Here is a 2246-nt window from a genome sequence, read left to right on the forward strand (position 1 = left end):
GGAGATGGTGATGCCGGGGGACAACGTGGAGATCACGGGCGAGCTGATCGCGCCGATCGCGATGGAGAAGGAGCTGCGCTTCGCGATCCGCGAGGGCGGGCGCACGGTGGGCGCCGGCGTCGTCTCCGAGATCATCCAGTAACGAATGGTCACGACAAGGGGACGGAAGTCATTCCCTCCCCGGACGAAGAGGACGGGAACGCAAGCAGGACGAATGCGGACGGGAACGAGCACCGGGACAGGGCCCCGGCGCTGACCTCCCGCCCCCAACGCCGACAGGCTGAGGAATGATGGACACGCAAAAAATTCGGATCCGACTCAAGTCCTACGACCACCGGCTGCTCGACCAGTCGGTGGTGGAGATCGTCGACACCGCGAAGCGCACCGGCGCCCGCGTCGTCGGGCCGATCCCGCTCCCGGTGCGGATCAACCGCTTCACCGTGCTGCGCTCGCCGCACGTGGACAAGAAGTCCCGGGAGCAGTTCGAGGTGCGCACGCACAAGCGGCTCGTCGACATCATGGAGCCCACCTCGCAGACGGTCGACGCCCTGATGCGCCTGGACCTGGCGGCCGGCGTCGACGTCGAGATCAAGCTCTAGGGGGAGGCGGGTGAGCCGTGGCTAAGGTCGAAAGAAAAACCGTCGGGCTTGTCGGCCGCAAGGTCGGCATGACCCAGATCTTCTCGGAGCGGGGCGAGCTGATCCCCGTGACCGTCCTGCAGGCGGGCCCCTGCACCGTCGTGCAGAAGCGGGTGCGCGCCAAGGACGGCTATGACGCCATCCAGATGGGCTTCGAGCCCGTCACGAAGAAGCGCGGGCCGGGCAAGCCGGCCGCCGGCCACTTCAAGAAGGCCGGGGTCGCGCCGCAGCGCCTGCTGCGCGAGGTGCGGGGCATGGCCCCCGAGGAGTTCGAGCTCGGCCAGCAGCTCAAGGCCGACGTCTTCCAGCTCGGCGAGAAGGTCGACGTGATCGGGACCTCCAAGGGCAAGGGCTTCCAGGGCGGCGTCAGGCGCCACGGCTTCCGCGGCGGCGCCGACACGCACGGCTCGATGTTCCACCGCGCGCCCGGCTCCATCGGCGCGTCGTCCTACCCCTCGCGGGTCTTCCCGGGCCAGCACCTGCCCGGGCACATGGGCGCGGACCGCGTGACCGCCAAGAACCTCGCGGTCGTCGGCGTCGACCCGGACCGCAGCCTGCTCCTCGTGAAGGGCGCCGTCCCCGGGGCCTCCCGCGGGGTCGTCCTCATCACCGCGAAGCGCTAGCGACGGGGGTACAACGCGATGGCACAGACTGACCTCTACAACGCGAAGAACGAGAAGGTGGGCTCGCTCGAGCTGCCCGCCGGCCTCTTCGGCGGGCGGGTGAGCTCGGGGCTGCTCCACGAGGTCTCGAGCGCGACGGGCGCCAACGAGCGCGCCGGCACGCGGGCCCACAAGACCCGCGGCGCGGTCTCCGGCGGCGGCCGCAAGCCCTGGAAGCAGAAGGGCACCGGCCGGGCGCGCCAGGGCAGCACGCGCGCGCCCCAGTGGCGCCACGGCGGCACGGTCTTCGGCCCGCTGCCCAAGGAGTACGACGTGCGCCTGCCCCAGTCCAAGCGCCGCGCCGCGCTGCGCGCGGCCCTGGCGTGGAAGCTGCGCGACGGCCTCGTCCACGTGGTCGAGGAGGCGCCGGCGACCGGCGGCAAGACCAAGGCGCTGGCCGCCTGGCTCGCCGCGGCGGGCTGGCAGGATGGCGGGACGCTGCTCGTGCACACGGGCGAGGGCGCCGAGCTGCTGCGCGCCGGCCGCAACATCCCGGCGGTGAAGGTCGCCCGGCCCGGGGGCTTCGCCCTCAACGACCTCGTCGCCCTGCGCCACCTCGTGCTGACCCGCGCGGCCCTGGCCGCCATGGAGGAGCTATGGGCAAAGTGAGCGACCCGTACCGCATCATCCGCACGCCGCTGCTGACGGAGAAGTGCCACGACCTCAAGGAGCGCCACAACCAGGTCGCCTTCCGGGTCGACCCGGCCGCGACGAAGAGCGACATCAAGGCCGCGGTCGAGCGGATCTTCAAGGCCAAGGTCGCCTCCGTGAACGTGATCAACGTCCTCGGCAAGGAGAAGCGGCTCGGCAAGAACATCGGCCGGCGCTCGGACTGGAAGAAGGCGATCGTCACGCTCAAGCCCGGCGAGAAGATCGAGATCATCGAAGGCCCTTGACCCGCCCGGCGGGGCGAGCGCAGGGCGCGGTGATCGCGCAAGCTCCGCAC

5 protein-coding genes are annotated in these 2246 nt (G+C 71.0%); all 5 read left to right on the forward strand.

Annotation, left to right across the window (positions count from 1 at the left end):
- A partial coding sequence (gene tuf / locus VI078_04980) for an elongation factor Tu (protein ID HEY5998641.1) occupies window positions 1-142 on the forward strand: 142 nt, incomplete at its 5' end.
- A 148-nt stretch (window positions 143-290) separates the two neighbouring features.
- Window positions 291-599 (forward strand): 30S ribosomal protein S10, encoded by a 309-nt coding sequence (gene rpsJ / locus VI078_04985; protein HEY5998642.1) that lies wholly within the window; start codon window positions 291-293, stop codon window positions 597-599.
- Window positions 600-616: 17 nt separating this feature from the next.
- Window positions 617-1261: a 50S ribosomal protein L3 gene (gene rplC / locus VI078_04990; protein HEY5998643.1), complete on the forward strand. Its 645-nt coding sequence runs from the start codon at window positions 617-619 to the stop codon at window positions 1259-1261.
- A gap of 18 nt (window positions 1262-1279) precedes the next feature.
- A complete protein-coding gene (rplD, locus tag VI078_04995) occupies window positions 1280-1909 on the forward strand; it encodes a 50S ribosomal protein L4 (GenBank protein HEY5998644.1) in 630 nt (209 codons plus the stop codon).
- Window positions 1906-2196 carry a 50S ribosomal protein L23 gene (locus VI078_05000; protein ID HEY5998645.1) on the forward strand — a complete coding sequence of 97 codons (291 nt, stop codon included), beginning with the start codon at window positions 1906-1908 and terminating at the stop codon, window positions 2194-2196. Before rplD ends, VI078_05000 begins: the two co-directional genes overlap by 4 nt.
- Window positions 2197-2246 lie beyond the last annotated feature (50 nt).

The sequence above is a fragment of the bacterium genome (assembly GCA_036524115.1).
Classification (GTDB): Bacteria; JAUVQV01; JAUVQV01; order JAUVQV01; family DATDCY01; genus DATDCY01.

What these genes read in the sequence shown, in the direction of transcription:
- rpsJ (HEY5998642.1), top strand. Translation starts at nt 291, where the DNA reads ATGGACACGCAAAAAATTCGGATCCGACTCAAGTCCTACGACCACCGG.
- rplD (HEY5998644.1), top strand. Translation starts at nt 1,280, where the DNA reads ATGGCACAGACTGACCTCTACAACGCGAAGAACGAGAAGGTGGGCTCG.